This is a genomic window from Paenibacillus sp. ISL-20 (assembly GCF_018613005.1).
Classification (GTDB): domain Bacteria; phylum Bacillota; class Bacilli; order Paenibacillales; family Paenibacillaceae; genus Paenibacillus_AQ.
Window position 1 is genome coordinate 1 of sequence record NZ_JAGGRD010000055.1, and the last position, 26023, is coordinate 26023.

The 26023-nt window shown below is 51.5% G+C and carries 22 protein-coding genes; 3 read left to right on the forward strand and 19 right to left on the reverse strand.

What is annotated here, in order from left to right; all coding sequences use genetic code 11:
• Window positions 1-203: transposase (locus J7E85_RS27065; RefSeq protein ID WP_483311346.1), on the forward strand; the 203-nt coding region annotated here is incomplete at its 5' end.
• A gap of 110 nt (window positions 204-313) precedes the next feature.
• Here J7E85_RS27065 and J7E85_RS27070 read toward each other — a convergent pair.
• From J7E85_RS27070 to ftsE, 5 genes are all read right to left on the reverse strand, one after another.
• On the reverse strand, window positions 314-1636 hold the full coding sequence (locus tag J7E85_RS27070; RefSeq protein ID WP_215163065.1) for a PDZ domain-containing protein: 1323 nt from the start codon (window positions 1634-1636) through the stop codon (window positions 314-316).
• A 93-nt stretch (window positions 1637-1729) separates the two neighbouring features.
• On the reverse strand, window positions 1730-3199 hold the full coding sequence (locus J7E85_RS27075) for a S41 family peptidase (RefSeq protein ID WP_215163105.1): 1470 nt from the start codon (window positions 3197-3199) through the stop codon (window positions 1730-1732).
• A 129-nt stretch (window positions 3200-3328) separates the two neighbouring features.
• Complete coding sequence (locus J7E85_RS27080) at window positions 3329-4597, reverse strand: murein hydrolase activator EnvC family protein (protein WP_215163066.1); 1269 nt, start codon at window positions 4595-4597, stop codon at window positions 3329-3331.
• 27 nt (window positions 4598-4624) lie between these two features.
• Window positions 4625-5533, reverse strand: a complete 909-nt coding sequence (gene ftsX / locus J7E85_RS27085; RefSeq protein WP_215163067.1) for a permease-like cell division protein FtsX — start codon at window positions 5531-5533, stop codon at window positions 4625-4627.
• On the reverse strand, window positions 5523-6209 hold the full coding sequence (gene ftsE, locus J7E85_RS27090) for a cell division ATP-binding protein FtsE (protein WP_076324040.1): 687 nt from the start codon (window positions 6207-6209) through the stop codon (window positions 5523-5525). Before ftsE ends, ftsX begins: the two co-directional genes overlap by 11 nt.
• A gap of 206 nt (window positions 6210-6415) precedes the next feature.
• Between ftsE and J7E85_RS27095 the strand changes: the two genes are divergently transcribed.
• Window positions 6416-7852, forward strand: a complete 1437-nt coding sequence (locus tag J7E85_RS27095; RefSeq protein ID WP_215163068.1) for a VanW family protein — start codon at window positions 6416-6418, stop codon at window positions 7850-7852.
• Here the strand turns inward: J7E85_RS27095 and J7E85_RS27100 are convergent.
• Together J7E85_RS27100 and J7E85_RS27105 are read right to left on the reverse strand one after the other, a co-directional pair.
• Window positions 7839-8027 (reverse strand): hypothetical protein, encoded by a 189-nt coding sequence (locus tag J7E85_RS27100; RefSeq protein ID WP_215163107.1) that lies wholly within the window; start codon window positions 8025-8027, stop codon window positions 7839-7841. The two genes, J7E85_RS27095 and J7E85_RS27100, sit on opposite strands and share 14 nt — an antisense overlap.
• Window positions 8028-8038: 11 nt before the next feature.
• On the reverse strand, window positions 8039-8767 hold the full coding sequence (locus J7E85_RS27105; protein WP_215163069.1) for a bactofilin family protein: 729 nt from the start codon (window positions 8765-8767) through the stop codon (window positions 8039-8041).
• Between the two features lie 328 nt (window positions 8768-9095).
• Between J7E85_RS27105 and J7E85_RS27110 the strand changes: the two genes are divergently transcribed.
• Window positions 9096-9869 carry an alpha/beta hydrolase gene (locus J7E85_RS27110; RefSeq protein ID WP_215163070.1) on the forward strand — a complete coding sequence of 258 codons (774 nt, stop codon included), beginning with the start codon at window positions 9096-9098 and terminating at the stop codon, window positions 9867-9869.
• 134 nt (window positions 9870-10003) lie between these two features.
• Here J7E85_RS27110 and argH read toward each other — a convergent pair whose 3' ends face one another.
• From argH to hpf, 12 genes are all read right to left on the reverse strand, one after another.
• Window positions 10004-11419, reverse strand: coding sequence for an argininosuccinate lyase (gene argH / locus J7E85_RS27115; protein WP_076324036.1), 1416 nt, complete (start codon window positions 11417-11419; stop codon window positions 10004-10006).
• Window positions 11420-11549: 130 nt separating this feature from the next.
• Window positions 11550-12782, reverse strand: coding sequence for an argininosuccinate synthase (locus J7E85_RS27120; RefSeq protein ID WP_215163071.1), 1233 nt, complete (start codon window positions 12780-12782; stop codon window positions 11550-11552).
• Window positions 12783-12888: 106 nt separating this feature from the next.
• Complete coding sequence (argF, locus tag J7E85_RS27125; protein ID WP_215163072.1) at window positions 12889-13845, reverse strand: ornithine carbamoyltransferase; 957 nt, start codon at window positions 13843-13845, stop codon at window positions 12889-12891.
• Window positions 13846-13903: 58 nt separating this feature from the next.
• The gene (locus tag J7E85_RS27130) at window positions 13904-15124 is read right to left on the reverse strand and encodes an acetylornithine transaminase (RefSeq protein ID WP_215163073.1); all 1221 of its coding nucleotides are present in this window, start codon (window positions 15122-15124) and stop codon (window positions 13904-13906) included.
• 235 nt (window positions 15125-15359) lie between these two features.
• Window positions 15360-16196 (reverse strand): acetylglutamate kinase, encoded by an 837-nt coding sequence (gene argB / locus J7E85_RS27135; RefSeq protein WP_215163074.1) that lies wholly within the window; start codon window positions 16194-16196, stop codon window positions 15360-15362.
• Between the two features lie 31 nt (window positions 16197-16227).
• Window positions 16228-17454 carry a bifunctional glutamate N-acetyltransferase/amino-acid acetyltransferase ArgJ gene (argJ, locus tag J7E85_RS27140; protein ID WP_215163075.1) on the reverse strand — a complete coding sequence of 409 codons (1227 nt, stop codon included), beginning with the start codon at window positions 17452-17454 and terminating at the stop codon, window positions 16228-16230.
• A gap of 18 nt (window positions 17455-17472) precedes the next feature.
• Entirely contained in the window at window positions 17473-18528 is a 1056-nt protein-coding gene (gene argC, locus J7E85_RS27145; protein ID WP_215163076.1) for an N-acetyl-gamma-glutamyl-phosphate reductase, read from the reverse strand.
• Window positions 18529-18921: 393 nt separating this feature from the next.
• The gene (locus J7E85_RS27150; protein WP_215163077.1) at window positions 18922-19491 is read right to left on the reverse strand and encodes a GNAT family N-acetyltransferase; all 570 of its coding nucleotides are present in this window, start codon (window positions 19489-19491) and stop codon (window positions 18922-18924) included.
• Window positions 19492-19784: 293 nt separating this feature from the next.
• Complete coding sequence (locus J7E85_RS27155) at window positions 19785-20690, reverse strand: YitT family protein (protein WP_215163078.1); 906 nt, start codon at window positions 20688-20690, stop codon at window positions 19785-19787.
• A gap of 26 nt (window positions 20691-20716) precedes the next feature.
• Window positions 20717-21830, reverse strand: a protein-coding gene (gene prfB / locus J7E85_RS27160; RefSeq protein WP_215163079.1) for a peptide chain release factor 2 whose coding sequence is annotated in 2 segments (ribosomal slippage) — window positions 20717-21757 and window positions 21759-21830 — 1113 coding nt in all. Because the reading frame shifts where the segments join, the coding sequence is not laid out codon by codon here.
• Window positions 21831-22213: 383 nt separating this feature from the next.
• Entirely contained in the window at window positions 22214-24727 is a 2514-nt protein-coding gene (gene secA / locus J7E85_RS27165; protein WP_215163080.1) for a preprotein translocase subunit SecA, read from the reverse strand.
• A gap of 714 nt (window positions 24728-25441) precedes the next feature.
• Window positions 25442-26008, reverse strand: a complete 567-nt coding sequence (gene hpf / locus J7E85_RS27170) for a ribosome hibernation-promoting factor, HPF/YfiA family (protein WP_215163081.1) — start codon at window positions 26006-26008, stop codon at window positions 25442-25444.
• Between the last annotated feature and the right edge of the window lie 15 nt (window positions 26009-26023).

The following is a 26023-nucleotide window of genomic DNA, read 5'->3' on the forward strand; positions in this document are numbered from 1 at the left end:
CCTATTCTTCCTGGCAGCGAGGTTCCAACGAAAACGGCAATGGACTTCTTCGGGAATTTTTCCCTAAAGGTAAGGATTTTGCAGAGGTCACTGACAAGGATTTAGCACATGCCGTTTACCTTATCAACCACCGACCCAGGAAATGTCTTGGCTGGAAATCTGCTCACGAATCTTTTATGGATGCTCTGTCGCACTTAGCTTGACAATCTGTCATCTAAAAAAATTGCAGGGATAGCTCCATTCAAAACATTTCATAGCTTATGCAAAACAAGGCGGGCCCTTGTCCATAAAGGACAAAGGCCCGCTTTCAGTATCATGATGAATGGAATCCGGCTTCTTCGGAGCCGCCGGTCGTCTTGCTACCGGAAGACCCCCGCTTGCTGCGAATATGAAGTTTATTCGCCAGCAGCGTGATTAAGCTTACCGGCTTCAACCCAACGGCTATGCCATCCCTCGGGTCGGGGGCAACGATAGCTCCCAATTGATGATGATCCCCCGCGTAGAGTGCACGCTGCAGGAATTTACTCTCCCCTTGATGGTTCTGAACCTCCAGCTTACAGAAAGCTGAATTCTGACGAAGCGCACTATGCAGCTGTTCCTTGCTGTGAATCAGTTTACCGTTCACCTTAAGGATCGTTTCTCCTGCCAGAATGCCAAGTTCGCTTGCCGGACTATTCGGAAGCACCGCGAGGACGCGTAGTCCCCGAATCGGATGCACAAAGATCGGACTGCGCTGCTGCTCTTCGTAACGGCTGTACCACACCAAGCCTTCATGCAGCAGTAATGCCGCTAATGCTGCCACGATCGTGAGCGGTGTCCACCACTCGGCCAGCAGGCTCAATGCCAGCACAATGGCTCCGTAAAAAATGAGCCGCTTCGATGTGATGCCTGCCTTCTCCTGCGGGAGCATACTCTGCGTCATTTCCCCGAAGCCAATCACGACCGGGAGTGCCATCATGGTAAAACCTGTACTCCAGGCATCACCACCAAAGAATGGCGTCCATGGCAGCACACTGCCTCCGCTTACCGCCGGAACAAGCAAGAACAAGGGTAAAGGCCAGAAGCTCTGCATGTGATAACCGCCAACGAGCTTGCCACGCTTGCCCTCAAGAAACAGCGGTGTAGCAAAACCCGAACCCTGTATCCTGACAAGCAAGGCTTCTGCAAAATGTAGAACGGCAGATAAAGCCAGCAGTGCGGGAATATCCAATCCAACAATCGTTGCCGTTATGTGACTGACCCAGCCTTCCGGCTGCCAATTCGGAAACCAGCCTAATCCAAACTGAATGATCCCGAGAAGACCGATGGAATAGGCAAAGCATAAGTACCGGATATGAAACAGCATCAGGACCAGGGAAGTCACCCATATGCATATAATGGCTTCCAGGCTTAAGGATATTCCCAGGAAGGCTACTACGATGGACACGCCGATTCCTGCCAGCAGCCCACCCAGAAACGTTCGCCATGTCTGCAATCCCCAGGAATGCAGCTTCACATGGAACAGCTTACGCTCCACCAACACCTGCCTTCGGTAGAACAGCATGACAAACAAAATCGAAATATAATAAAAGGGCTGCGTCAGCAGTTGTATGCCTGCATCTATCCCATACATCAGCAGTTGTTTCAATGTCTCCAACAGCTTGCCACGCTCCTTTCAGCTTAAAGATGCTTCGAAGTCTATACTTTCAGATATCTTAAAAGAAAAAAAGAAGGCTAACGTTCAGCCTTCTTACTTGTTCGACGCCTTGGCGGCGATTTCCTTCCGGACCTCGGCAATTCCGCGATTCATTTGATTATCCTCTTTCGGATCCTGAATCTTCTCAATCAATGCGGCTTCCAATGCCTCGGCTGTAGCGCCGTTAAGGATACCGTCCGCTTTCAGCTTATGCTTGCTCTGGAAACTCTTAATGGCCTTCTCTGTATTCCGATCGAAATAGCCATCTGTACGCCCGATCTTATAACCAACCGCTTCAAGCATGATCTGTGCATTCTTCACATCCGTGCTATTCGTGTCGAACGTATAAGTTTTCTTCTTATCGATCGGTGCAACGGTAAAGTATTCTGGCTGTGACACCTGAATATCCGGCTCAATTCCCTTCTCATGGATCCAGGTACCGTTTGGCGTCAACCATTTGGCAATCGTTACTTTCAGCAGGCTTCCATCGCCAAACTGCTTATCAAAGCTCGTTTGCACGGTACCTTTTCCGAAGGAATGCTCACCCATCAAGGTAGCTCCTGCCGATTGCTGCAGTGCGCCCGCCAAAATTTCGGAAGCGCTGGCGCTGCCCTTGTTCATCAGCACCGTAATCGGATAGGATTTCGCCTCACCGCCAGAAGGATGCTTCTCCCGCTTCTTATCCTTATCCTCTACCTGAACGATCAATTCGCCTTTAGGTACGAACTGCTCTGCAATGTCAATGACAACGGACAGCACGCCGCCAGGATTGTTCCGGACGTCGATCAGCAGTCCCTTCATGCCTTGGCTTTCCAGTTTCTTGAGTTCTTCCTTAAAGCGTTCGCCTGTATTCAGCGAGAATTGGGAGATCTCAATAACGCCGATTCCGCCCTTCTCCATCCGTGCCGAAACGGTTTCCAGATCGACGTCATCACGAACGATAACATACTCGACAGGCTGCTCAGAGCCTGCACGCTTAATTTGAAGGACGGCCTTGGAGCCTTTCGGACCGCGAATCTTGTTGACTGCCGCGTTCAACTCCAGACCCTGCAAGGATTCCCCATTGACTGAGAGGATGGTGTCCTTTGCCCGAATCCCAGCTTTATCCGCAGGAGATCCCTTGATCGGGGATACAACGACGACACTGCCATCTACAGAGGATACCTCCGCACCAATCCCTGAGAAGGAGCCCTCAATGCTCTCTTCAAACTGGGCTGCCGTTTCTTTTCCCATATAGTTGGAATATGGATCTTCCAGCGCTTCCATCATCCCGTTGATGGCGCCGTCGATCAGTTTCGACCGATCGATATCCTTGTAATAATTGCTTTCGATGAGGTCAATCGCTGTCCCCAGTTTTTTCGCTTCAGACTGCTCCAGTCCATTCCTGTTTGCTATACTGGCCAGCAGCCCCTCACCGTCTCCGGTCTGGCTAGGAGCGGGCAGCTGGGTCAAAGCCATCGTTAACAGCACGCCGCACAGCATGGCAGCTATGACCAGAAAGACAGCCGTTCGTTTTTTCAGCAAGTACTTCACCGCCTTTGTACGTTTCAACTGCTACACATGGGGAATCCCGTCCACCTAGTATATGATTGGCTTGCCGGGAATATTTATACAGCGGTCTGAAGGTTGTATGGTATAAGTCCTAAAAATTTGTTACAGATAAGGCGAAGGATTGACCGGCGATCCATTGATCCGAACCTCAAAATGAAGATGCGGTCCTGTGCTCTGACCCGTGGAACCCACTTCGGCAATCTTCTGCCCTCTGGACACCTTGTCGCCTTCGCTGACTTTAATGCCGCCATTGCGGATATGTCCATACAAGGTCCATACGCCGCCCCCATGATCAACAATAACACAGTTTCCGTAACCGCTCCACCACTCGGCCAAGATGACCGTGCCACTCTCGGCTGCCCGGATCTCAGTCCCCTGTGGTACCGCGAAATCCTGGCCTGTATGCATCTTGCCAACCTGGCCCGTTACCGGATGAACTCGCGGCCCATAACCCGATGAAAGTCTGGCACCGGAAACCGGGAACGCGAATGGTCCGCCGTTACCTGTATATCCGCCGCCACCTTTACTACCGCCGAGGGTGGTCGCCTTGGCTCTTTTCGCCGCAGCCGCTTTGGCAGCCGCTGCTTTACGGGCAGCTTCCTCAGCCGCAAGCTTATTCTTTTCCTTCTGCAGATCCGAGCGTTTGCTTGCCAGGGCAACCAACATTTTATCCTGCTCTTCGGTCAAGATTTCCGCATCCTCGATATCCTGATCATACTGGGCCAATAGTACGCGCTTCTCCTGTTCCTTCTCGTTCAGGATACTCTTGCGGTCCTCCATTTGGCCATACAGGTCCTTGGCTGTTGCATACTGTCCTTCAAGTTCCTTCTTCTTGTCGATGACCAGCAGCTTGTCCTGCTTATGCTCTACCAGCAAATCCTGGTCCTGGTTAACGATCGTCTTCAAGGAATCCGCACGCTCAATAAAATCACTGAAGCTGGTCGAGGAGAGCAGCACATCCAGATACGATACTTGCCCATCCATATAGATGAGGCGAATCCGGGATTCCAACAGCTTCTCACGGGAGGCGATACGCTCCTTTGCCGCTTCAAGTTCTTTGGTCGTTTTTCTCAGCAGATCCTCTGTCTCCTCGATCTTCATGGAGATTTTGGTCAATTCATTGCTGACGATGCTGATCTGCTCCATCACATATTTCAAATTCTTCGTTGTTTTTTTCTTGTAATGTTGGGCTTCTTGTTTATTTTCCGCTGCTTTGTTCTTCTGTGCCCGTGCTTTCTTGACCTGCTCCTGAAGCACGCTCAGCTCTCGATCTACATCGGCTGAAGTCTTCTTCTCGGCTTGTCCGACGGTCGGTTGGATCATAACAGTGGCCAGTAATAAGGCTGCTACTCCTGCGGCGATTTTCTTCAAGTTTCGCTCCCCATCCTTTACCTTGTTTTATACTTTCAAAAATTTACGTATCGACATGGTGCTGCCCCAGATGCCAATGACCATGCCCAGCCCAACAATAATGATGCCGAGCCGCAGCCACAAATCTCCTAGAGGGATTAAACTTTGCGCTAACGTCAAATCAGTTTGCGATGCGGCGTACAGACGATTGTAGCCAACAAACAACAGTGTGACCGTTACAATAGAGCCCATCAGGCCGATCATGGCACCTTCAATGAAAAACGGCCAGCGAATGAAGTTGTTGGTCGCGCCGACAAGCTTCATAATGCCAATTTCGCGGCGACGGGCCAAAATCGTCACCCGAATGGTGTTCGAAATCAGGAACATGGACATCAAGCCAAGTCCCGCAACGAAAATAAAGCCGATATTCCGCACCGTCTTCGTAATCTTGAACAGAGTTTCGACCGTGCCTTCCCCATACTTGACTCGCAGGATCGGCTCCTCCGTATACTTCTGGTTAAGTAGGGTAATCTTGTCGGCAACAAAACCGACCGTGGTCGGTTCAATAACGGAAACCTCGAATGCATCCGGAAGCGGATTCTGATCCGCCTCGCTGAAGCCTTCCACCCATTCGGAGCCCAGGCTTTCCTCTAGCTCCTTCATGCCTTCTTCCTTGGACACGAACTTGGTGGCGCTGACCTCCGGCATAGCCTCGATTTCACTCTTGATGGTTTCGCGCAGCTTCTTATCCACATTGAGATTTAAGTACGTATTAATTTGCACATTGCTATCTGCTTTATCGGCTAAAGCGTTAACATTCATGACTAATAGCATGAACACGCCCAGTATAAACAAAGACACTACGATGGAAGTAACGGATGCGACCGACATCCATCCGTTCCGGAAAACGCTCTTCGCCCCTTCCCGCAAGTGCCGCAAGAAGGTTCTAAAATTCATACCCGTAATCTCCTCTCTGCTGGTCACGGACGATCTGTCCATGCTCAATCGCAAGAACGCGTTTACGCATGGTGTTCACGATATCCCTGTTGTGGGTAGCCATTACGATGGTGGTTCCCCTGAAATTGATTTCATCCAGCAGCTGCATGATGCCCCACGAGGTTTCCGGATCCAGGTTACCTGTAGGCTCGTCCGCAATAATGACGGAGGGGTTGTTCACAATCGCTCTGGCGATTGCGATCCGCTGCTGCTCACCGCCGGAGAGTTGGGAAGGTTCGCGGTTCGCCTTGGCTCTCAGGCCCACAAGCTCCAGCACCTCCATGACCCGTCTCTTGATGAGACGCTGCGGCGCTTCAATAACCTCCATGGCAAAAGCTACATTTTCGTAAGCAGTCAGCTTGGGCAGCAGACGATAGTCCTGAAAAATAACCCCGATATTTCGGCGAACATAGGGAATTTTGCGCTGCTTCAGCTTCCCGATATTAAATCCATTAACAGAAATTTGCCCCTTAGTAGGCACTTCTTCTCTATAGATAAGTTTCATAAACGTCGATTTGCCAGCACCTGACGGTCCGACAACATAGACGAATTCATTTCGATTGATTTTGACGGAAACTCCTTGAAGCGCATGAGCGCCGTTCGGATAAGTCTTCCATACGTCCTGCATTTCGATCACTTCATCACTTCCCAATCCTTAATTAGCCATTATACTTTTCGACAGTTTCCATCGAATTCCTTTAAAATCCATGAAAAATCCTCACGACATCGTCTATTGTAACAAATTTGTTACCTTTTGAGTACCCGAAAGTTTAAGCCCACCGTGACATATACATAAAAAAGTGCATGAACTGCGGCCATTACGAAGTTAAGAAGGTGGTTCGAATGAAAAAAATTCATCTTGGTCTCATCATTGTCATCAGTTTCGGTCTTCTCCTCTCCGTCGGCTTCGGTCTATTGACGATGTACGTGAACCAGAAGGAACTCCCGAAGGGGGTCGTTCTCTCCGGTTGGCAGGTAGGCGGTACACCCGCAGACGAGGTGCTGTCAGAGCTGGATCAACGGCTGCAGGCGATGACAGCATTGAAGGTAGAACTGCAATCGGACACTCTGAAAGGGCACACGGAAAGCTTCACTCTCCGGGAAGCCGGAGTTCAATTCAGCGCAGCCGATTTTCGGGAAGCTATCGCCAGGTTGTCCGAAGGATCATTATGGGATCAGGTTCTTTACCGGCGTAACTTTCAGCTGGAGTGGCATATATCCACGGACTGGGATCGCAATGTGTTAAAAGAGCGATTGAGCGAAGACTGGCAAACGGAACGCTTTGGCGAACCCGTCAATGCGGTGCGGAGCATATCCGAGGATGACGTCGTCCGGTACACCCCGGAGAAAACGGCATACCGCATCGATTGGCCGACATTCTATGAAGGGTTCGGCGCTGTGCTTCCGAATGAGTCTCACTTCACCGAGCCGAAATTGGACGAGATCATTACAGTTCAGCTGCCTCTCATCCGTCAAAAACCCCCCGTTACCGTAAAATCGCTGCACGATGAGGGGATTGAGCGCAAAATCGTCGAATTCTCTACCAGTCTCGGATCCAGCGGGCCTGGACGTGTTCATAACGTGACTGCCGCTGCCAAAGCCGTAGACGGCATGATTCTGAAGCCCGGCGATGAATTCAATTATGCTCATATTATTGATACCGCGAATAAGGAGTACGGCTTTGAAGAAGCTCCCGTTATCGTGAACGGCCAACTGGTTCCCGGGATCGGCGGCGGGATCTGCCAGGTATCCAGCACGGTCTATCATGCGGCTCTGCTCATTGGGCTGGAGATCACCGAACGGCGCAATCATTCCCTTCCGGTCAGCTACCTGCCCAAGGGGCAGGATGCCACCTTTGCGGAAGGGGTGATCAATTTTCGCTTCCGAAACAATACAGGCAAGCATCTGCTTATTTTATCGGAGGTATCGCACGGTAATTTAACACTAAAGATGTTCGGCACCTTCCCGGAAAATACGGAATATGAGCTTGTGTCTACCACCGTTGAAACCTTGCCGTCACCAGAGAAAATCATTCACAATAACTCGCTGCCGCCAGGACTCAAGCAGGTGGTTCAGAACGGGAAGCCAGGCTATGTGGTTGAAACCTACCGAACCAAGAAAGTAAACGGCAAGGTTGTGGAGAACGTCAAAATATCCAAGGATACCTACCGCCCCCAGAACAGCATCGTTGCCATCAATCCGACGAACGATGTCCGAATGCCTGAAGCGAATGATACCCCGAAAGAGGAAGTGGTTGAGGACGGTATCAGTACCCCGTAAACCTGAAGACAACATGGAACAGCCCGGATTCGCGAATAGAACCGCGAATCCGGGCTGTTTGCCTTGCCGTTATTTCAATGTAATGTATCGACTTTATAGCAGCTCTCGTATTCTCCAGACGGATATCCTCGCCTTCAATCAGCTCGGCATTCAGATGTCCCATCCGGAAGGGCATCGTTCTTACCCTTAAAACCGCCGAGACGCTCTGACCTCGGCTTCCGGATGCTGTGACAGTTCATCTCTGTACTCCACTTGCCGAATCTCGCACCCTTTGCCTAGGATCACCCGGTTACCGCGGACGATATCGGCTTCAACATACTCGAGATCAAGGACATCGCCTTCAATAATACGAGCCTCCAGCCGTGTTCCCCGTAAAGGCAAGGACAGCATTTCCCAGAGCCGCTTCCCTTTTTTGCGGACCGTTATCCGGTCTCCAACGATTTCCTGTGCAAGGCAGCGGCCCAATACTCGGATATCCGCTGTTCCAACATGCAGGCGGCCATCGATCTTAAATCCCCCTTGCAACGCGGCGGATTCACTCCGCACGTCACCACGGCTTCTCAGGTTTCCGGTGACCTCAAGCTTCTTCGATTCGGAATCTCCATGAATGCTGCAATGCCCCCCGATAAAGATGGAGCGGCTGCGCAATCCATCCTTCAAACTCAGGCTGCCGGCTACATGCAGCTCCTCAGACTCCACAGCCCCCTTAATGGTTCCCGAACCGTTCACGCGAATCGTACGGGCAGCTACGGCGCCATTAACGCTCATCGTTCCATTGCCTATTAACTCCCGGCAATCCAGATCTCCATTCACCTGCCCGGCACCGTCAATGCGTACCTTATCGTATTGACCGCCGCTCGAACTTCCGGTTCCCGTAATTTTCAGATCGGACAGCTTGTCGTCATGTGGTATCATGAGTATCCTCCTCCAGATTTACAAAGTGATTACTATCTATATCTTAACTTCTTCATCACAACCGTTATTTCTACAATAAATGTCCGTCCTCCACCAGGTGGAGTCATAATCTCCCTCTAAGATACCACAACCCCGCTATTCATAGAACAGCCCGATGGCTGAACTTCGCCTCGGTCCCAAGACCGAGGCGTTCTCAGGCACTTTATCTCGTCTTTTCCTGCAAATGATGGTTCGTATTTGCTTGGAGCAAGGGAGATTGATTGTGATATGATTCAAATAGGCTCGTCATTGATCTCTCATTTATTAAAGTGAAAGGGGATACATCATCATGGCTCTTATGCAATGTCGCTTTTACTCGGAGGTACTCGGTCTCAGTACTTCCATGACCGTCATTCTCCCTCAGCAAACCTCTTCGCAGATCGGTATGACCAATCATGCCAAAAGCGGTCTGCATCCGACGCTCTTCCTGCTGCACGGCCTGTCCGACGACGATTCCATCTGGCTGCGCAGAACCTCCATTGAACGCTACGTGGCCGAGATGGGCATTGCCGTCGTGATGCCGCAAGTTCACCGCAGCTTCTATACCGACATGGAATACGGCGGCAAATACTGGACCTTCATCAGTCAGGAGCTGCCGGCCATTGCCCGTTCCTTCTTCCCGTTATCCCACGCGAGGGAAGATAACTTTGTCGCCGGCTTGTCCATGGGCGGATACGGGGCATTCAAGCTGGCGCTCCGCTACCCGGAATCCTTTGCCGCGGCTGCCAGTTTGTCGGGCGCGCTCGATATGGCGGGTCATATCCGGAGGAATGAGGCCTTGTTTGAACATCAATTAGTCTACGGAGATCAAGATATTACCGGTACCGACAATGACTTGCTGTGGCTGCTTCAGGAAGTCGAACGATCCGAAGGGCCTAAGCCGCTGCTGTATCAATGCTGCGGAACCGAAGACTTCCTCTATGAAGACAATCAAGCGTTCCGCAAAGCCTGCGAAGAAACCTCCCTCGAACTCACCTATCAGGAAGGTCCAGGCGATCATGATTGGGGATATTGGGATACCCACATTCAGGATGTGCTGAAGTGGCTACCGTTGAAGGCCTGATGAACCTATAGGCACATCTGGACGGGCTGGCGGTTCGTTCAACTGTATCTTCTGATATCTTAAAAAAGGTGGATCGGCAAATGTCATGTTTGCCGATCCACCTCTATTTTTTTCACGCCAAGTATTCTATGCCGTTACTCTACATTCCCTTGACGGAGACCCAGCCATTCCTCCGTGACCTGAAGGGTCTGCACGCTCCGATCAATGGCCGCCTTCACTTGCTCTGTTGCCGTGCCGCCGTATACGTTACGCGCATTGACCACCGTCTCCGGTTGAAGGACGCCATAAATGGAGTCGTCGAACAGCTCCGAGAACTGCTTGAATTCGTCCAGCGTCAGGTCCAGCAAATACTTGTTGTTCTGGATACAGTACAATACAGTCTTGCCGATCACTTCGTGCGCCTGACGGAAAGGAAGTCCTTTGCCCACCAGGAAGTCCGCGATGTCGGTTGCGTTCGAGAAGTCGGTATTCACCGCTTCGCGCATGCGGCCTTTGTTGACCTTCATCGTGGCGATCATCGGCGCGAACAGCTGCAATGCGCCTTCCAGCGTAGCCACCGTATCGAACATGCCCTCTTTATCTTCCTGCATATCCTTGTTATAAGCAAGCGGCAGGGACTTCAGCACGGTGAGAAGACCGATTAGATTGCCGTATACCCGTCCGGTTTTGCCGCGAACAAGCTCAGGCACATCCGGATTCTTCTTCTGCGGCATAATGCTGCTGCCCGTGCAGAACGCATCATCCAGCTCGATGAAGTTGAACTCCGTGCTGCTCCAAAGCACCAGCTCCTCGCTTAAGCGGGACAAGTGCATCATGATGATGGAAGCATCCGAGAGGAATTCCAGGATGAAGTCGCGGTCGCTGACCGCATCCAGACTGTTCTCGTAAACACCATCAAACCCAAGCTGCTCCGCCACGAAATGGCGGTCGATCGGGAACGTTGTACCCGCAAGCGCGCCTGCCCCGAGCGGCAATACGTTAATACGCTTATAGCTGTCGATCAGACGGTCGATATCCCGCTGAAACATGGACACGTAAGCCATCAGATGATGTGCGAACAGAATCGGCTGTGCACGCTGCAGATGCGTATACCCCGGAATAATCGTATCCAGGTTATCCTTGGCTTGTCCGATCAACGCGGTTTGCAGCTCATGCAGCATGCCAGTCAGCGCCACCACGCGGTTACGTAAATACAGATGCATGTCCGTAGCCACTTGATCGTTACGGCTGCGGCCTGTGTGGAGCTTGCCGCCGACAGGTCCGATTTCCTCAATCAGATTCTTCTCGATGTTCATATGAATATCCTCATCCGATACGGAGAACTCGATGCTGCCCTCACGGATGCGCTCCAACACCTTGTTCAAGCCAGCCTTGATCGTCTCCACGTCTTCGGCCGGCACGATGCCGCATTTGCCCAGCATAGACACATGCGCAAGGCTTCCCTGGATATCCTCTTCGGCCAGCTGCTTGTCAAAACCGATGGATGCCGTATATTCCTCTACCAATGCGTTGGTCTGCTTCGTAAAGCGTCCGCCCCATAACTTGCTCACAACACTTGCCCCTCTCTGTTTAAGGCAGAGGGCCGCTTCCCGCTTAAGAAGTCCCTTTCATCCCGGTTACGCGAGAATCAGCGGAGCTCCCTAGCATGAAACGGCCTTCAGCCTGTTCATTATTGTAAACTTATTGATTCTGGTTCACGCCGGTTGCAACTTTCAAACGCAATGCATTCAAGCGGATAAAGCCGGTCGCATCGCCCTGATCATAAGCTTGCGTCGGATCGGCTTCCATCGTTGCGATATCCGGGTTGTACAGACTGACCGGACTCTTCACACCTGCGCCGATAATGTTGCCTTTGTACAGCTTCACGCGCACCGTACCGGATACGTTCTTCTGGCTCTCCGTTACCAGCGCTTGCAGTGCCAGACGCTCCGGCGCAAACCAGAAACCGTTATAAACCAAGGTACTATAGCGGGTAATCAGGCTGTCGCGCAGATCCATCACTTCACGGTCCATCGTGATGGATTCCATTTTGCGATGAGCGGTGAACAGGATGGTTCCGCCTGGTGTCTCGTAGACACCGCGGCTCTTCATGCCAACGAAGCGGTTCTCTACCATATCCACGCGACCGATGCCGTGTTTGCCACCCAGCTCGTTGAGCTTCTCCATTACTTGCAGCGGACTCATCGATTCGCCGTTCAGCGCAACGACATTCCCTTGTTCAAACGTAAGCTCGAGGTATTCCGCCTCGTCTGGTGCATCCTCAGGCGATACGCTGAGCAGGTACATATCCTTGCTATCCTCCGCGCTTGCATCGAACCAAGGATCTTCCAGCACACCGCTCTCATAACTGATATGGAGCAGGTTGCGGTCCATGGAGTAGGATTTGGCTGCCGATGCCGTTACCGGAATACCGTGCGCTTCCGCGTATGCGATCATCTCCGCACGTCCCGGGAAGGAGTTACGGAACTCCTCGATGCGCCAAGGAGCGATTACTTCAATGTCCGGTGCCAAGCCGGCAACGCCCAGCTCAAAGCGAACCTGATCGTTCCCTTTACCCGTAGCGCCGTGCGCAATCGCCGTCGCGCCTTCCGCACGTGCGATATCCACCATGCGTTTAGCAATCAATGGACGCGCGATGCTGGTCCCGAGCAGGTACTGCCCTTCGTACATGGCACCCGCCTGGAACATCGGATAGATGAAATCTGTTGCAAATTCGTCGCGCAGATCGTCGATGTATACTTTGGAGGCGCCTGTCGCCAGCGCTTTTTCCTCAAGTCCGTCCAGCTCTTCCTTCTGGCCGATATCGGCCGTGAAAGCAATGATCTCCGCATCGTAGGTTTCTTTCAGCCACTTCAGAATAACGGACGTATCCAGGCCACCGGAATACGCCAGTACGATTTTTTGTTTTGCCATGGTTAAACTCCCTCTCTTTGTTACTAACAACCCTGTCGTTCATTATACTAAAGATAACGTCCATTAACGCATTTTCATAGAGAATGTTCGTTGCAATTGAATGACTCTAAGCCATCAAAGCAACCATCAAAGCCTTCTGGGCATGGAGACGGTTCTCAGCCTGATCAAAAATGACGGAGTTGGTACCGTCGATTACGCCTTCGCTGACCTCTTCGCCACGGTGGGCCGGAAGACAATGCAGGAACAAGTAATCCGGCTTCGCAACCTTCGCCAGCTCCTCATTCACCTGGTAGTCCGCAAACGCGGCTTCCCGCTGTGCCTGCTCCTCTTCAAAGCCCATGCTTGCCCATACATCCGTATAGATCACGTCCGCATCCTTCGCGGCTTCGATCGGGTCTTGGGTGATCGTGATTTTGCCGCCCGTTTGCGCTGCGATCTCCTCGCTCAGCTTCACGATGCTGGCATCCGCCTCGTAGCCCTTGGGACTGGCCACAGCCACATGCATGCCCATCTTGGCTCCGCCAATCAGGAGTGAATGCGCCATATTGTTGCCATCGCCGATAAAGGCCATTTTGAGGCCTTTCAGCTTGCCTTTGTGCTCCAGCACGGTCTGCAAATCAGCCAGCACCTGACATGGATGCGCCATGTCGCTCAGGCCGTTGATAACCGGAATGGAGGCATATTTCGCCAGGTTAACCACGTTGTCGTGCCCGAAGGTACGGATCATCAGGCCGTCCAAATAACGGGACATCACCTGCGCCGTATCGCTGATCGGCTCGCCGCGCCCAAGCTGAATATCGTTTTTGCTCAAAAAGAGTGCGTGTCCGCCCAGCTGGAACATACCAGCCTCGAACGACACCCGCGTCCGCGTGGACGACTTCTCAAAAATCAAGCCGATCGTCTTGCCTTTCAGCGGCTGATAAACTTGGCCGTTCTTCTGCTTGCGTTTGATCTCAATCGCCGAATCGAGCAAGAACTGAATCTCTTCCGTTGAGTATTCATCCAGCTCGATCATATCCCGCCCTTTCAGGCTCAATTCCTTCACTTGTCCGCTTGCGGCCATATCCTTCAGTCCTCCTTAACCATGCTGTTATTGTCCAAAATGCTGCTGCACGATTCTTCTATGCTTGGCTAACCGCCGTATGCTCATGTATAAGTTCCGTAACAATCGATACCGCCTGGTCGATCTCTTGTTTTGTGACGTACAGATTCGGAAGCAGCCGGATCACATTCGGTCCTGCCGTTACGAACAGCAGCCCGCGGCTCTGTCCTTTCAGTACCAGCTCGCCAACCGGTTCAGCGCATTCGATGCCGATCAGCAAGCCTTTACCCCGGATCGCCTTCACAAAAGGATGACTGCCCAGGCTCTCATTCAGCTTCGCCATCAAATATTCTCCAGCTTCGGCCGCGCGCTGCGGCACGTTGTCCTCCAGCATCGTCTCGATGGTGGCCTGGATGACGGAGCTGGCAATCGGCGTGCCGCCAAACGTCGTCGCATGGCTTCCTGCCGTGAAAGCTTCGCGTAAGTAAGCTTTGCCCAGCATCGCGCCGACCGGGAACCCGGAGCCGAGCCCTTTGGCCACGGTAAAAATATCCGGCTCAATGCCGTAATGCTCGTGCGCAAACAGCTTGCCGGTCCGGCCCATGCCCGTCTGCACCTCGTCCACGATCAGCAGCAGTCCGTGCTTCTTGCACAGTCTAGTGACGGCTTGAAGAAACTCCGGCTCCACCGGATGCACGCCGCCCTCCGCCTGCACCATTTCGATCATGATGGCGGCGGTGTTGTCGTTAATGGCCGCTTCCAGTGCCGGAAGGTCATGCAGCGGAACGCTTTTGAAGCCTGTCGGAAGCGGAAGGAAGCCTTCCTTTACCTTATCCTGACCGGTAGCCGTCAGCGTAGCCAACGTCCGTCCATGGAAGGATTGGGTAAACGTAATGACCTCGTAACGTCCCGTTCCCTTCACCTTCTGATGGTAACGGCGCGCCAGCTTAATGGCCGCTTCGTTCGCTTCCGCTCCGCTGTTGCAGAAGAAAACCGCATCCGCGCAGGTGTTCGCTGTCAGCAGCTCAGCTGCTTTTTCCTGACCGGGAATGTGGAACAGGTTCGAGACATGCCACAATTCATCCAGTTGGGCTTTCAGCTTCTCTTTCACCTTTACCGGAGCATGGCCGAGATTCGTTACGGCCAGACCCGCCATAAAATCAAGATATTTGTTGCCTTGATCGTCCCATAACCAGCTGCCTTCCCCTTTGACCAAGGCGATTGGATATCTGGCATACGTTTGGAACAATGAGCTTTCATTCGCTGCTTTAACACCGCCTGCTGCTGCTTCTTTTCCCATGACCTTTACACACTCCTTTGCATATGGACAAACCAGATTCATGATTACTCCTGAACTCTGACACCCCTGACATCACTACGCATGTGGATTGTTCTTCCGATCGCTGTTGCCCCCGATTTTTATTGAAATGGCTGCAGCGGATAAAATCCGGGGGCAAAGGCGACCGCGTTGCTTCTCCAGAACAATTCCACCTTCTCCGTTGAAGCCGCTCTATTCTACAAACTCAAAACTCAATCTACATCCGCACGATGCGCGTTCCCAGCACTTCTCCGCCCAACACTCGGCTCAGTACATTCGGCTCGCTTCCGTCCACGATGACGACTTCGCTCACTTTGCCGTGAATGCAGCTGATGGCCGCTCTGACCTTCGGTATCATGCCACCGTAGATTTCGCCTGTCCCGATCATGTCCTCGATCTCCTGCACCGTCACGGTCGGAAGCACCCGCTTCTCGCCGCCTGCTCCCTTCAAGATCCCGGGTACGTCGGTGACAACAATCATCCGATGTACCCCCAGATGGGAGGCAACGGCACCAGCCGCCGTATCGGCATTAATGTTGTAGCGCTGACCGGATGAGTCTACCCCGATTGGGGCAACCACAGGCATGTAGCCCATTTCCAGCACGCCGCTCAGAATTGACGACTTCACAAATGTCACATCGCCTACCCAGCCAACCTGCGCATGGTTCGTTACCGGTTTGGCCTCGATCAGCCCGCCGTCCGAGCCGGACAAGCCGATGGCAGAGCCGCCCACGCTTTGAATCCGCCTTACGATCTGTTTATTGATGGTGCCCGCAAGGACCATCTCCACGACGTCCAGCACATCCTCCGTCGTCTTGCGCAGCCCGTTCACAAACTCGGTCTCAATGCCGAGTTTCTCAAGATTGCCGGAGATCGCGGGTCCGCCGCCATGAACGATAACGGGGTTGACTCCCTTTTGCTGCAGATCCTTCAAATCCTCGAAGAAGCTGTCAGGAAGCGCAGCGAGCGTGCTGCCGCCGCATTTCATGACAAACGTATCTGCCCCTGCTGTTTGGACCGGCAACGTATCCTTTTGATCGATCGTGCTCTTCATATCCGTCTCCTCCGTCCTACTGATTATTTATCTACGTACGATAAGCCGCATTAATACGGACATAGTCATAAGTTAAATCACAGCCCCAGGCCGTAGCCGAGCCATTTCCGATATGCAGCTCCACGTCAATATCCACGGTATCACCCTGGAGGTAAACCAGAGCCGCATCCTCGTCAAAAGCAACGGGCCTTGACTGCTCCAGCACCGAAATCGGGCCGATGGCAATATCCACCGTCTCCGGATTGACAGGACGGCCCGCACGGCCGACAGCCGCAATAATGCGCCCCCAGTTGGCATCTGCGCCGAACACCGCAGATTTGACCAGGCTGGAACCAATGATCGTCTTGGCGATGGCTTGCGCGTCATCGTCGCTTTCGGCGCCGTTCACGCGAACTTCGATCAGGCGGGAAGCTCCCTCTCCGTCACGAGCGATTGCCTTCGCCAGCTGCTGGCATACATAATGGAAGCCGGCTGCAAATGCATCCCAATCCGGATGCTGCGGCGATAGCACGTCATGCCCTGCCAGGCCGCTGGCCATCGCAACCAGCATATCGTTGGTGCTTGTATCCCCATCCACCGTAATCATATTAAAGGTCAGATTGGTCGTTTGGCGCAGCAGCAGCTGCAGTGCTTCCTGACCAATGACCGCATCTGTCGTCATAAATCCGAGCATGGTCGCCATGTTTGGATGGATCATCCCCGACCCCTTCGCTGTTCCGGCGATAGTCACCTTCGTACCGTTGACTTGAACGGTGACGCAGGCTTCTTTTTTCACGAGATCAGTTGTCAAAATCGCCTGGCTAAAGCTCTCAGCCCCTTCGCTTCCGCCGCTGAGTCGTGCAGGCAGGCCGGCGATACCCGAGGTAACGCGGTCCATCTTCAGCAGTTCCCCGATGACTCCCGTTGAGGCGACAGCCACATCGTTCTCTTCCAGACCGAATTGCGCAGCCGTGCTAGCTCGCATCGTATAAGCATCCTCTTCACCCTGCTTACCTGTACAGGCGTTGGCATTCCCGCTATTGACGACGATCGCGCGAAGCTTGCCGTCCTGCAGGCTTTCACGCGTCACCTTCAGTGGTGCCGCTTGAAAAAGGTTCGTCGTATATACAGCAGCCGCCACGGCAGGCACGTCACATACGATGACGCCCAGATCGTTACGGTCGGTCTTCTTAAGTCCACAGTGGAGTCCGGCAGCTTTGAAGCCTTGCGGCGTTACGATGCTGCCCCCATCAATAATCGCAAACATATTCTCTCCCATGTCTGTATCCCCAGCCGCTTACGGATAAATCGGCGTAAACGTAAGTCCGAGGCTCTCCTCCCATCCCATCATCAAATTCAGGTTCTGGATTGCCTGACCGGCCGCACCCTTCACCACGTTATCAATGACCGATATAATGGTCACTCTGTTCGTACGCGCATCCACCGCAAATCCGATATCGCAGAAGTTCGACCCACTGACTTCTTTTGTCGCAGGCCATACACCCAAGTCACGGATTCTCACAAACCGGCGGTCCTTGAAATACTGTCGGTACAGCTCAATGAAATCCTCTTCCGTATAAGGACCATTCAGCGTGGCATACATGGTGCTCATGATTCCCCGCGTCATCGGGACCAGATGGGTCGTAAAGGTAACGGTGATCGGTTCACCCGCTACCTGAGTCAATACCTGCTCAACCTCGGGAATATGCTGGTGCTTATTCACCTTATAGGCTTTGAAGTTCTCGTTGATCTCAGCATAATGCGTCATCAAACTCGTTCCCCGGCCTGCACCGGACACGCCGGATTTGGCATCGATAATAAGGGAAGAGGCATCAATCCATCCCGCGCTAATTGCCGGAATCAGCCCGAGCAGCGTTGCTGTCGGATAACAGCCCGGATTGGAGATGAAATCCACATCACGGACCTCTTCGCCAAACACTTCGCATAGGCCATATACGGCCTTCTCCAAAAGTTCCGCACTCGGAGCCGTGTGCTTATACCACTGTTCATACACTGCCCCGTCCTTCAAGCGAAAATCTCCCGAAAGATCAATGACCTTCAGGCCTGCATCCAGCAGTTCTGGCACCAGCTTGGCACTGACGCCCGAAGGTGTGGCGGCGAACACCAGGTCTGCCACCTCCGCGATTTCCGCTGGATTAACACCATCCAAGTTCCGGGTCATGATATTCGTCAAATGCGGAAAACCGTCCGATATCGGTACGCCTGCAGTCGATGAAGAGATTACCGATGTAATCTCAACGCGCGGGTGTGCTTGCAGCAACCGGATCAGTTCCACGCCACCGTAACCGGTAGATCCAACAATAGCAACTTTTACTGTGTTTGTGTCCGTCATTTATCCTCATCCCTCTCCCCAAGGAACAGCCAAAGGACCTTATGCAAGGTCCCATTCATCCATTCCCTTCATCTCTACGTCATGCCCATCCGTTTCCATCCTCCGATCGATTCACATTGCCCCCTGAGCCCTGTCCTTGATATGGTAAGCCATAGAAATCAAGTGACTGCTGATGCTCTTGATATGGTTTTCCATCGTGAAGCAGTCAGGCTAGTGATGATCTTGTTCGGAAGTCTTCTGTCTCCTGCATTAAAACGACGCTTTCGTCATAGGTATTCATTGACTTTATCCGTCTCATAAATATGTATTATTATACGACTGTATTCATATAAATACAATGGATTATTCAAATTTGGTCCCCATTTGCAAATGAATACCAATCGCCTTCAATGTCTAAAGAGTCGATTCATATTCTTCTTTTAGAATGGAATACAATTTGAGGTCCCAATGCAGACCCTTGATCTTGATCCCCTTCCTCAAGGTTCCCTCATAGGACATGCCGACCTTCTCCATGACACGCTGAGAGCCGATGTTCCCTTCTATGCAACGAGCTTGGATGCGCACAAGATCCATTTCGCCAAATCCGAGTTTCAGTAACGCGGAGGCTGCTTCCGTCATAAGACCTTGTCCCCAACAATCCCGCGCGAGTACGTAACCGATCTCCGCACTCTGCTGTTCGGGCTTCCACCACACAAAATCCACCGTCCCCACCAAACGCCCGCTCTCCTTCAGCTCGATCCCCCAAGGGGCAATATCATGCTTGGCATACTGGACTAGTATAAACTGGATGAATTTCTTACTGTCATCGATCGAGCGATGGGTTTCCCATGTTACGTACTTGGCAACCTCATCATCAGAGGCATAGGTATACATCTGATCCGCATCCTGCATCGATATTCTGCGAAGCCGCAGGCGCTCGGTTTCCAGCACCGGCAAATTAGCAAAGATCTGTTCGATTTCCATAATCCCCCACCCCCTGAACAATATTAGATACCATTATATGCTCTTTGCTAGAAAAATAAAGAAAAATTCAAGGTCATCGATCAGCCCCCACCGAAAAGCCGATTCCATTAGAAAAACGACTATCGGCGTCCTTCACAAATGACAGACCGCGTTTAGAGGGAGTTTTGCTTACGATTACCGAATGGTTCAGCTTCGCTGAAACCTTATCGATTCTATAATTCCACAAAAAAAGAGACGGTGATATACACCGCCTCTTCGTGTGTCGAGAACCTCTCGACACCGCTGCTATTATGTTACGCCTTAATATTGCGGAAGCCTTCACCCAATACCTCATGGGCATTGCTAATGATGACAAACGCATTCGGGTCCACCGATTGCACCACCGTTTTCAGACGGGGAATTTCACTTTGTCCGACTACGACCATCAGAACTGTCCGGTGTTCACCCGTATAGCCGCCCTCTGCGGTCAGCTTGGTTAATCCACGGTCGAGATCCTTGAGAATGGCCTTCGTTATCGGCTCCGTATGATCGGATATAATGTAAGCCACCTTGGTGAAGCTAAAGCCCAGCTCAATGGCATCAATCACTTTGCCTGTCACGTACAGTCCAATGAGTGCATACAACGCCTGCTCCAGCGACAGCACGAGGGCTGCCGAAGAGATCACAATCGCATCTAAGAGCACGACACAGAGGGAGAAGCTGAGGCCGCTGTATTTTTGCAGGAGCTGTGCCACAAGGGCCATTCCCCCCGTTGAACCTCTGCCCCGATAAACCAGTCCCATTCCGATCCCCACGCCGATACCGCCATAGATGGAAGCCAGAAGTGGATTGGACGTTGGTATAGGCCAGTCATTGGTCAAGAAAACGAACAACGGCAATATCACGCTACCTAACAGGGAACGCAGGCCGTAATTTCGGCCAAGCAGCCAGAAGCCTAGCACCAGCAAGGGAATGTTTATCGTCCACTGCGTAAAGGCCGGTTCAAACCCGAGCCATGCCTGCACAAGGACCGATAATCCGGACACACCGCCTGAGGCGATGTGGTTAGGCAGGAAAAACAGATTAAATGACAGCGCCATAATAAAGGAGCCGATGATGATAAAAACGGTATCCACCGTCTGTCGAAGGGGACCGTTGATCGGAATCAGGGGTTCTCTTTTTCTTTTGTTAATCGATGGATTACCAGCGAATTGCGCCATAGCTCTTCAAATCTCTCCTCAACGTCCTACTCGACTTCCAGCTTGATCTGACTGCGCAAATATCCATCGATAAAAGGATCCAGATCGCCGTCCATGACGGCTCCTATATTACCGGTCTCCACTTGTGTACGATGGTCTTTCACCATGCTGTACGGATGGAATACATACGAGCGGATCTGGCTGCCCCATGCGATGTCGGACTGCTCGCCGCGGATTTCCGCCAATTCCTTCTGCTGCTCTTCGATCTTGCGCTCATAGAGCTTGGAACGAAGCATGGTCATCGCACGCTCACGGTTCTTGATCTGGGACCGTTCATTCTGACAGGTTACGACCACACCGGTTGGCAAGTGCGTGATCCGTACAGCCGAGTCCGTCGTATTGATATGCTGACCACCGGCGCCGCTCGCACGGTAAGTATCAATCTTCAGGTCCTCCGTGCGGATATCCAGTTCAATTTCATCGTTAATCTCAGGAACGACGTCACAGGACACAAATGAGGTATGGCGACGGCCGGAAGAATCGAACGGGGAGATCCGAACCAGGCGATGCACCCCTTTCTCAGCCTTCAAATACCCATATGCATTGTAGCCCTTAATGAGTAGTGTCACGCTCTTAATTCCCGCTTCATCCCCGGGCAGGTAATCCAGTGTCTCCACCTTGAAGCCGCGTTTCTCCGCCCAACGCGTATACATGCGATGCAGCATTTGGCCCCAGTCCTGAGACTCGGTTCCCCCCGCGCCCGGATGCAGCTCAAGGATGGCATTCATTTTATCGTAAGGCTGGTTCAACAGCAGTTGGAGTTCAAACTCTTCTACACGTCCAACCAGGTCCTTGATCGTTTCTCCGATTTCTCCTGCAAGGGAGTCATCGCCTTCTTCATCCGCCAGCTCGATCATCACGACGGCATCATCGTAATCTACCTGCAGCTTCTGGTAGTGATCCACCGATGACTTCACGGCATTCATCTCGGTAATAAGCGCCTGAGCCTTCTCATTGTCATCCCAGAAATCCGGGGCTGCCATCTTCTCCTCAAAGTTCTCAATCATCTCCTGCTTTAAACTTAAGTCAAAGAGACCCCCTAAGATTGGTTAGTTTCTTGCTGATTTCACGCAGGTCCTGCTTCACACTTGGATCGATCATGAGTCCTCGTCCTTTCTTATCTACATGTAATAATTTCAGTATACCCTCTCCTGCATGGAAAACGTTCCATTTAAGAGAAAATCCACGTCACATCGCTTCACAAAATATTTCGCTGTTTATTCAGATAAACTCCCTTAAACGCAGCAATGATTTCGGATCACGGTGGAATAGACCACAGTCACCCGGTTCATCTGCCGCTCTTAAGGGAGTTGAAAAGTTTGCGCCCATAACCTGGACGGGCTATATAAGGATGATCGAAGTTTACAATAATGCTGATCAAATTCAATCATCGCAAGAAAAATATCCTCTAAACGCGGTCTAGTTTCTGTGAAAGCACGTCGATAGATGCTTTTCTTCTATTCATCGCCACTTGGCTAGATCGCTTAAGCGTTCTGTCCATGGCAGTGCTTATACTTCTTGCCGCTGCCGCAAGGACATGCATCATTCCGGCCGATCTGTTCAGCCACCTGGACCGGGCGCTTCTCCGCAGGTTCGCTGCTGCTGTTCGTGGAGACTTTATTCTCGTCCACAACTGCTTGACGCTCCTGATTCGTTGCGATTTGGGCCTTCATGATGTACGTCGCCACTTCTTCCTGGATTGTTGCGATCATGGCATTAAACATTTCGAAGCCTTCGAATTGGTATTCGCGAAGCGGATCGGTACCGCCGTATGCACGGAGGTGGATACCTTGACGCAGCTGGTCCATCGCATCGATATGATCCATCCACTTACTGTCCACCGAACGCAGTACGATAACTTTTTCGAACTCGCGTACCATTTCTTCGCCGATGGCTTGCTCACGCTCTTCGTACTTCTTCATCACTCGCTCGAATATATTCTCGGTAATCTCTTCGGCTTCTTTGCCCCACAGATCTTCGCGAGTGACGGAACCTTCGTCCAGCAGCTTGCTGTTGACGTAGTCTGCCACTTCTTGCAATTCCCAGTTCTCCGGAATATCATCGCTGCAGTGAGCCTGCACAACCCGATCAATGACCGGCTTAATCATTTCTACAACGATTTGCTTAATGTCTTGGGACTCCAAGATCTCGCGGCGCTGTTTGTAGATGATCTCACGCTGTTGGTTCATGACGTCATCATATTGGAGAACAACTTTACGCATGTCGAAGTTGTTGCCTTCTACCCGCTTCTGCGCGGATTCAACCGCACGGGTAATCATTTTGCTCTCGATCGGCTGATCTTCTTCAAAACCAAGACGATCCATCATATTCAGCACGTTGTCTGTACCAAAACGTTTCATCAGCTCATCACCGAGGGACAGGTAGAACTGAGTTGACCCCGGGTCACCCTGACGACCGGCACGACCACGCAGCTGGTTATCGATCCGGCGCGATTCGTGACGTTCTGTACCGATAATGTGAAGTCCGCCAATATCCTGTACACCTTCACCAAGCAAAATATCCGTACCGCGTCCCGCCATATTTGTCGCGATCGTTACCGATCCCGGCTGACCGGCGCGTGAGATGATTTCCGCTTCCTCCGCATGGTACTTCGCATTCAGAACTTTATGCTGGACGCCTTTGCGCTTCAGCAGTTCCGATAAACGCTCGGAGTTCTCAATGGAAACTGTACCTACCAGAATTGGCTGGTTCTTTTTGTGACGTTCTACGATCTCCGCTACAACCGCCTTAAACTTGCCCTCTTCGCTCTTGTAAACCACGTCCGGCATGTCGACACGCTGATTCGGTTTATTCGTAGGAATTTGCAGCACTTCAAGGCCATAAATCTTCTTGAATTCTTCTTCCTCGGTTTTCGCCGTACCGGTCATACCTGCCAGCTTGCGATACATCCGGAAGTAGTTCTGGAAGGTGATCGTTGCCAGGGTCATACTCTCGTTCTGAACCTCGATGCCTTCCTTCGCTTCAATCGCCTGGTGAAGACCGTCGCTATAGCGGCGTCCAGCCATCAGACGTCCCGTGAATTCGTCAACGATAACCACTTCGTCGTCGGTAACAACGTAATCCACATCGCGGCGCATGATCACGTTCGCTTTCAGCGCTTGTACAATGTGGTGGTTCAATGTTACGTGGTTATGGTCATACAGGTTATCGATACCGAAGGAACGCTCCGCTAGCGCCACGCCTTTTTCGGTTAAGGCCACGGATTTGACCTTAATGTCTACCGTATAATCCTCTTCCGCAGTCAGACGCTTCACAAAGCGGTCGGCTGCAAAATACAGCTCCGTCGATTTCTGAGCTTGTCCCGAGATGATGAGCGGCGTACGCGCTTCGTCAACCAGAATGGAGTCCACTTCATCAATGATACAGAAATAGAGCGGACGCTGAACCATCTGCTCTTTGTAGAGGACCATGTTGTCCCGCAGATAGTCAAAGCCGAACTCATTGTTCGTACCATACGTAATATCGCAAGCATACGCCTGCTGTTTATCCGGGTGTTCCATACCGCTCAGGTTAACCCCGACCGTCATTCCCAGGAAATTATATATTTGCGCCATCTCTTGGCTGTCACGCTGCGCCAGATAATCATTGACCGTTACAACGTGAACACCTTTGCCAAGCAGGGCATTTAAGTAAACCGGCAGCGTACCTACAAGGGTCTTACCTTCACCGGTCTTCATCTCTGCAATTCTTCCTTCGTGGAGGGCCATTCCCCCGACCAACTGCACGTCATAGTGACGCTTGCCGAGTGTCCGTCTGGAAGCTTCACGAACTGTCGCAAACGCTTCAGGAAGCACTTCCTCCAGCGTCTCACCTTTCTCGATCCGCGCACGGAACTCTTCGGTTTTGGCTTGCAGCTGCTCATCGGAGAGCTTCTCAAAATCCGGTTCCAGTTTGTTGATTACATCGACCGTCTTCATGAGACGTTTGACATCACGCTCGTTGGTGTCGCCGAAAATCTTTTTGACAAGTCCTAGCATGGTTAACCCCTTTCGTGCAAAACAAGTGATAGAATCAACTTCATTAAATGCCAAAGGGTTAAATGATGAAATCGATTCATTGATTCCTTATGATGGTCCCATTTCATGCAGGCTAAAAAGCCCGTCCCATAAAATGAGGGTTTGCATAAATTGTAACAGTTTGTAAGGGATGCCGCAACAATATGTGCTATTACAAGAGATGTCTGTTACGTGAAGCCCTACTCTATGAGACGCGGGAAGGCTCAAAAAAGTTGCGTCGAGCATTTACCCAGTGTTAAACAATGGAATTATATTCATTTCATAAATGAAACTCTACATCTAATTGGGTGTGAAATATTCATCTCCCATTGTCGGGAAATAACAAGGACTCAGCCCCGGTGATGCTGTTCAATCATGGCTGACCGAACGCGAATCCTCTTATATAGGAAGTCCTTAAGACGTGATACCTGAAGCTGTTTAAGAAACGGCCCCGAAGTCCCCTATAAGTCATCTCATTAAAATAATGGTTGCACTATTCAGCATACTCTGATGGGTTTACCATCAAATACCACCATCTTTACGATGCCTGCCGCATCAAAAACGTATATATCCAAATAAAGAGCCCCACCCGCTTACACGGATGAAGGCTCATCTTACATTTCAATTTCATTCCACCGTTTTAAAATTCGAATCAGGTCCAGCTGCTTCTGCATTCCGCTGGAACGCCACTAAGGCTTAGTCCCGCTCGATCAATCCGTACTTGCCGTCATCACGCTTGTAAACGACATTTACTTCTTGTGTGTCAATGTTGGAAAATACAAAGAAATTATGGCCTACCATGTTCATCTGCAGGATCGCTTCTTCCACGTCCATCGGCTTCATGGTAAAACGTTTCGTACGGACAACTTCGTAATTGTCCTCGTCATAATCGACTTGCTCTGCCTCCATCTGACTGGTTGCCGCTGCTCCGTTCGTCGCAATGAGCGTTTTCAATCCGCCCTCTTGCTTGAACTTACGGTTCAGCTTGGTTTTGTGCTTGCGAATCTGACGTTCCAACTTGTCCACAACAGCGTCAATGGAAGCGTACATATCGTCGCTTCGGTCTTCCGCACGCAGTACCACGCCTGTGAGCGGAATGGTCACTTCCACTGTGTGCAATCCTCGAATGACATTAAGTGTGACATATCCTTCGGAGGTGGGGGGTGCATCAAAATACTTATCTAGCCTGCTGAGTTTCTTGTCAACATAGTCCCTCAAAGCATCGGTCACATCAATTTGTTGACCTCGGATAGTGAATTGCATTGGGCACTCCTCCTT